7 protein-coding genes are annotated in these 6,637 nt (G+C 30.4%); all 7 read left to right on the top strand.

What is annotated here, in order from left to right; translation table 11 throughout:
- Positions 1-103: 103 nt before the first annotated feature.
- The 7 genes from ACW9UN_RS16575 to ACW9UN_RS16545 all read left to right on the top strand — a co-directional run bounded on the left by ACW9UN_RS16575 (position 104) and on the right by ACW9UN_RS16545 (position 6,338).
- Complete coding sequence (locus tag ACW9UN_RS16575; RefSeq protein WP_459487484.1) at positions 104-898, top strand: cation efflux transmembrane domain-containing protein; 795 nt, start codon at positions 104-106, stop codon at positions 896-898.
- A 152-nt stretch (positions 899-1,050) separates the two neighbouring features.
- Complete coding sequence (locus tag ACW9UN_RS16570; protein ID WP_459487483.1) at positions 1,051-1,890, top strand: netrin-like domain-containing protein; 840 nt, start codon at positions 1,051-1,053, stop codon at positions 1,888-1,890.
- Between the two features lie 159 nt (positions 1,891-2,049).
- Positions 2,050-2,925, top strand: a complete 876-nt coding sequence (locus ACW9UN_RS16565; protein ID WP_459487482.1) for a restriction endonuclease — start codon at positions 2,050-2,052, stop codon at positions 2,923-2,925.
- A 151-nt stretch (positions 2,926-3,076) separates the two neighbouring features.
- Complete coding sequence (locus ACW9UN_RS16560; RefSeq protein WP_459487481.1) at positions 3,077-3,796, top strand: SH3 domain-containing protein; 720 nt, start codon at positions 3,077-3,079, stop codon at positions 3,794-3,796.
- Positions 3,797-3,960: 164 nt separating this feature from the next.
- Positions 3,961-4,719, top strand: coding sequence for a DUF6882 domain-containing protein (locus ACW9UN_RS16555; protein ID WP_459487480.1), 759 nt, complete (start codon positions 3,961-3,963; stop codon positions 4,717-4,719).
- A gap of 154 nt (positions 4,720-4,873) precedes the next feature.
- Positions 4,874-5,593 carry a hypothetical protein gene (locus tag ACW9UN_RS16550; protein WP_459487479.1) on the top strand — a complete coding sequence of 240 codons (720 nt, stop codon included), beginning with the start codon at positions 4,874-4,876 and terminating at the stop codon, positions 5,591-5,593.
- A 184-nt stretch (positions 5,594-5,777) separates the two neighbouring features.
- Positions 5,778-6,338, top strand: a complete 561-nt coding sequence (locus tag ACW9UN_RS16545; protein WP_459487478.1) for a hypothetical protein — start codon at positions 5,778-5,780, stop codon at positions 6,336-6,338.
- Positions 6,339-6,637: the final 299 nt, after the last annotated feature.

The raw sequence follows: 6,637 nt of genomic DNA, 5'->3' as shown, positions 1-6,637 counted from the left end.
GAAACGCTAAAGTTTTAGTCTAAATAGCTTTTTTTTCGCTAAATTTACGCAACAAATAATACACCAAAACGTTGTAAGTAATGCCGAAAAACCAAGAAACCGAGTGAATAAAACAATATTTGAAATTACTAAAATGGACTGTCCTTCCGAGGAAAATCTAATCCGAATGAAATTGGACGGAATTTCAAGTATTGCGAATTTGGACTTTGATATTCCGAACCGAAAATTGACCGTTTTTCACAGCGGAGAAATCAACCAAATCGAAAAGTCTGTTATAGAACTGAATCTTGGCGGAAAGAAAATCTCGACCGAACAGACCGACCAAACGGAATTTAAAGAAAACGCAAACCAAAAAAAGCTACTTTGGTCTGTCCTTGCCATAAATTTTGCCTTTTTCATTATCGAAATGACAACAGGAATTATCTCAAAATCAATGGGACTTGTTGCAGACAGTTTGGATATGCTTGCTGACAGTTTCGTGTACGGAATTAGCTTGTTTGCGGTTGGCGGAACGTTGATTAAGAAAAAGCGGATTGCCAAACTTGCTGGATATTTTCAAATTACACTTGCGATTATCGGATTTGTGGAAGTTTTAAGAAGATTTTTTGGAAACGAGAAACTTCCCGATTTTTCGACAATGATTATCGTTTCGATTTTTGCACTTATCGCAAACGGAATTTGTCTTTACATTTTGCAAAAGTCAAAGAGTAAAGAAGAGGCACATATGAAAGCGAGTATGATTTTCACCTCGAATGATGTCATTATTAATTTAGGAGTAATAATCGCTGGAATTTTGGTAAATTGGTTAAGTTCTAGTAAACCTGATTTGATTATCGGAACAATCGTTTTTATTTTGGTAATTCAAGGAGCGTTTCGGATTTTGAAATTAAGTAAGTGAATGAAAAAAGCACTACTTACAACATCGTATATAATTTATTGCTAGTTCTAGTTTGCTTACGAAAATCCTCGCGGATTTTCTATTCGGTTTGTATTTGCTAAATTACGTGCTAAACCACGCAACAAACCATATACAAACACGTTGGCACTAATATGAAAAAGACATTACTACTTTTAATATTTTCAATTTCATTTATGAAAGTTTCAGCTTGTGATTGTGACTCACCACAGTTAACACTTGAGTTTCAAGAATCAAAATACGTTTTTTTTGGAAAAGTGACAGAGAAAAAATATTCAGTAGATAATCGTAGTTTTAAAATAGTTTTTAATGTAATCGAACATTTCAAGAAAGAAAAAAATCCAATTTTTTTAGAATTTAATTTTAAAAATTCAAACGAATTAACTTCTTGTGATTGGGATATAAATATTAACGAAAAATGGGTGGTATTTGTAAAAGAATACAATGGAAAACTAACTTTTAGCGGAATCTGTTCAAACTCTAGGAAATTATTGGAAAATCAATATCCAACTTTCGTGAAAAAAATTTCAGAAAATTGGAATAATTTCAATATTGACAAATTTATTTTTAGTTCACTTGACGGAGAGTTTGAAACTTCGCTTCCAAATTTGAATCTTGATTCTTTAATAAATAAGTATTCTAAAAAAAATTACGGAGAAGAATACGGGCAAAACATTGCTAACATTATTGTAGACATTGATAGAAATGGAGAGGCAATACAAACTGTTGTAAATCATATTAACAAAAAAGTAAAGACTCTTAAATATGACACAATATTTCATCTATTTATATATTATCCGTTAAAGGAATTAAAACCTGAAACAGAATTTCAAAAAGATATGATAAATGAAGTGAAGAAAATTAAAAAATGGGATCCTGTATTTATAAAAAATACTAATATTCCTATACCTTACAGAAAACATTTACAATTTCAAAAAATTAATGATTCTATATATCGACATTACAAATACTAGTGCCAACACCGTACAAAATTAATTGCTTTCTTTTTGCTTACTTACGAAAATCCTCGCAGATTTTCTTTGTCAGTAATTATTTATTAACTTTATTGCTTAACCACGCAACTAACCTTGTACAAACACGTTGTGCGTCATTTAAAACCAAAATAGAAGTTAATGATAAAATCATCCGAAATTGAAAAAGGACCAAAATCACTAATTTACTGTTATCACATAATTTACGTATTGAAAGAAATAGGTGGTTCAGGAACATCATCAGAGGTAATAGATGGAATAATCGAGGAATTTGATTTTGACGAATCAGAACTTCTTAAAGTTCATAAAAGTGGTTCAAGTGTATTTAGGAGTAACGTTAGTCTTGCAAAACATTTTATGACTAAAACTGGTTACATTGATAGTTCAAAAAGAGGAATTTGGACATTAACTGATTTAGGATACACAACTTCTTTTGAAGAGATTTCTGAAATTAATGAAATGGTTGATAAGTATAATACTTATTCAAAAATTCAAGACAAATTGAATCAAACGCAAAATAAAACTTCATTTAAAAAAGAAGAGCGTGAAATAAAAAAAATTGACAAATTACAAATTCAACTATCAGAGATATTATCAGTTATAAATCCATTTGAATTTGAAAGATTAATTCAAAGACTTTTAAGAGAAGCTGGTTTTGAAAAAGTGAAAGTAACAAAGAAAACAAATGACGGAGGAATAGACGGTTTTGGATTCTATCCAATAAATCATTTTATTTCTTTGAAAATTATGTTTCAGTGTAAAAGATTTAAAAGCAGTATCTCATCACCAATGATTAGAGACTTTAGAGGTGCAATTGTTGGAAGAGCAGATAAAGGTTTATTTATAACGACAAGTTATTTTAGTAAAGACGCAATTATAGAAGCTAACAGAGATGGATTTACACATATTGAATTAATTGATATTGACAAATTATTTGAGGTTTTTAAAGAAACAGGATTAGGATTTACAGATGATAAATCGAAAATTGATAAGGAATTTTTTAAAATGTACGAATGAAAAAAACGAACGCACAACACCGTATATAATTTATTGCTGGCTTCTTGCCTACTTACGAAAGTCCTCGCGGACTTTCTTTGTCCGTAATTATTTACTAAATTAGTTTCTTGAAACACGCAACAAACCATATACAATCACGTTGCCTACAATTATGAAAAAGACATTTTTACTTACAATATTAATTTTTGGAATTATATCCTGTTCTTCTGGACAAAAAGCGAATGAAAAAGAATGTTTTTATGTAATAAACGTTTTAGGTGCTGAATTATATGAAAAACCTTCATTGGATTCAAAAGTAATTGAAAAAATTAAAGTTGGTGAAAAAATTATTGCGGAAGAAATTCTGAAAACTGGTCAATCAAAGAAAATAGGAGATGACTTTTATCTTGGAGGAAGTTTTATTAAAATTCAAAACGAATCAATTAAAGGTTTTGTTTTTAGTTCTGACTTAACGAAAATAAAACCATTATTGAGAGAAGTTCAAAAGGGAATTATAATTCCTGATATTGATGGGAAAGAAAAAAGCAAACGAATTGAAAAACGAATTGAAAAATTTGACAATAAAGAATATGAAATTGAGGATGAAATAACAGAGTATGAAAATGTGACTTATACTTATACTGCATTCGATGGTTGTTTTGACCACATTTATGTGTATAAGAATTTAACCTTGAATGAAATATATCATCAATTAACAGTTAGTAGCGTAGTGATTAACGAAACCAAAGATGGAAACTTTATAGAAATTCCAAGTTTTATAGAAAAGAAAGGAAATGAATATCTGTTTGAAGGTGAAGGAGCAACACAAGATTTGAAAATTATTGTAAATAAAGATGGAACATTTACTATTTCATCATATGATTGTACATAAAAAACTGTAGGCAACACAGTATAAAATTAATTGCTAGTTTTAGCCAGTTTACGAAAGTCCTCGCGGACTTTCTATCTGTGATTTATTTGCTAACTTTATGCTAAATTCAACGCAACTAATCTTATACGAAACCGTTGTGGTTAATGTAGAAAAAACGAACAGAATTGATATTTAGACCTCTGAAATACGAAAAATATGCGGACAAAATTTGTCAAAAGCTGACTGAATTTCAAAACGGATTCAGAGCCGAATATGACCTTGACAATTATGCAAATTGGTTCTATAATCAATCCAGCGAAACATTAAGACTTTATTCAGACGACAAAGAAATTTATTTCAAATACATACCTGTTGGAACTTTTTCTCAAAAGACTAATACTTGGATGTGGGCTTGGGCAAACGAACATTCTGTTGAACCGAGAAAATTCAAGACTTTAAAAGTTAAAGAATTTGGAGAAAAAAAGAAATACGAAAACCTGACCAAGGCACATTTTGACGGAGATAAATACACAGGTTGGGAATTGACTTCTATTGCTTTTGACATAATTGGCGGAATTGGGACTTATCGAGTAATTTCTGACCATTTGGAACAATATTTTTTACTCACAGACCAAATCTCAAAAGAAGAAGTTGAGAAAATAGAAAGTGAATTAATTGACTGCGGAATTCACGGAAAATTAAGAAAAGCATTTATCTGCCAACATTTGAATAATCAAAACAAAACTGGATTTGAAGAAGCTTTTGAAACTTTTCGTGGAATGGAATTAGGAGAAGAAGATGATTTCCAAGCTTGGTGCTCTGAATGCGAAAAAGAACGACTTAAAACAGACGGTTGGAATGACGAATCAATGGAATTTGCGAACATTAAATTGGTCTGCGAAAACTGCTATTTTGAGATAAAGGAATTTAATTTAAACGAATAAAAAACACTAACCACAACAATGGCTATAAGTAATTGCTTGTTCTCGCCTACTTCTGAAAATCCGCGAGGATTTTCAGTTTGGTGTGTACTTGCAAAATTAAGTAATAACCCACGCAACTACTCATAACCGAGACCGTTGTACACAATTTCAGAAAATGTTTAAATTCTTTAGAAAAAAGAAAAAAATTGGATGTCCAGTTTGTCACGAAACAAATACTATTGGATTCGGAACTGACTATTTAGAATCCAAATTTGATTCAAGAATTGAACAAACTGAAAAAATCGGGAATACTCAAACCTACAAATGTTCAATTTGCGGGTCTGATTTTTACAAAGAGGGAGAAATGTTCCAAAAGTTTGCTAATGGGCAAATGGACACTCTAAAAGAATTTGTAATGGTTGATTTACAGTTAAACGATAAGTTGAAAACAGAATTAGATGAGATTGGGTTAACCGATGATTGGAATATGAATAAGATTGCGCCTGCTAAAGTAAAATTGAAAAACGGACAAAGTTATGACTTTGCAACAATTAGAGTATCAAATAATCCGCCAATTGGTTATTATATCGACCACTTTTCAAAAGTTATATTCATAAATAAAGTTGACTCTATTGAACCGAGCGAATTTGGAATTTCTCAAGAAATTAGAGAAAAAGCAAAAAATGCGGAAGAAATGAGAATGGGTTTTTATCCAGTTCCTTTAAAAACAAGTAATGGAACAAAGGTTGTTATTAACGGACAAGTAATGTTTTTTAAAAATGGAGAAATAAAAGGCTCAGACCTGAAACTTGAAAACGAACTTTGGAATCATAAAATAAAATATGTCTATGAGGACAAAATTGAGAATCAAGTATTAATTGTTGCGAAAAAATAAAAAACTGTGTACAACAATGTGTATAATTCATTGCTAGTTATAGCCTACTTACGAAAGTCCTCGCGGACTTTCTATCTGTGTTTTATTTGCTAACTTTAGTGCTTAAACACGCAACGAAATCATACACTAGACCGTTGGGCAACATTAAGAACGAAAACACGAAAATTAATAATAGAAAGAAAAAATGAAAAAGAACTTACTACTAATAATATTTGGAATTTTAACAACTCTGAATTATGCGCAAGAAAAAATTGAACCTAAAACTGAAAAAGTTTGGCGAATTAATTTCCTAAATCCTGCAATTGAATTAGAAATGCCAGTTTCACAAAAAGCAACATTTTCTGCTGGTTTAGGAATTGGTTATGGAGCTCCTTATGATGAAATTTCTGCTTCACCTTACAATGAATTTCTTTATAGTTTTAATCCGTTTTTAGATTTACAATATAAGAGATTTTATAATTTTGAAAAAAGAAAAGCTAAAAATCGAAATACAGAAAATAATTCTGGAAATTTTGTTTCTTTCAGATTTTTAACTAGAGGAAATACAATAGAAAGTAATTTTATAAGAAGCTCAAATTTTGACTTTGCAATTGGTCCAACTTGGGGAATACAGCGAAAATATGGAAAGAATTTTCACTTATTCTTTGACATAGGACCTCATTATTATTTTGACACAAATGGGAATGGTGGATTTTTTCCAATAATGTTACAACTGAATTTAGGTTTTGACTTAAAAAAGAAATAAAAACGTTGCCCAACACCGTACAAAATTAATTGCTTGCCTTTTGCTCACTTACGAAAATCCTCGCGGATTTTCTTTGTCAGTAATTATTTATTAAATTTATTACTTAAAACAAGCAACTAATCCTGTACAAACACGTTATGTTTTATTGCTCAGGAAAATCTAAACGTAGGAAAAAAATGCTGAACAGTCTCTCGCGAATTTTAAAAAATCAAATCAACGCGGAAATTTTACGCTGGAATTTTCTCTACTTTGGAATTCTTGAAGTTTTGTGAAAAATTAACTGAGGAAAAATATCGCGC

It is taken from the genome of Polaribacter litoreus (assembly GCF_054584775.1).
Note: the sequence above shows the minus strand (reverse complement) of the source record. Positions and strands in the feature narration are given on the sequence as shown.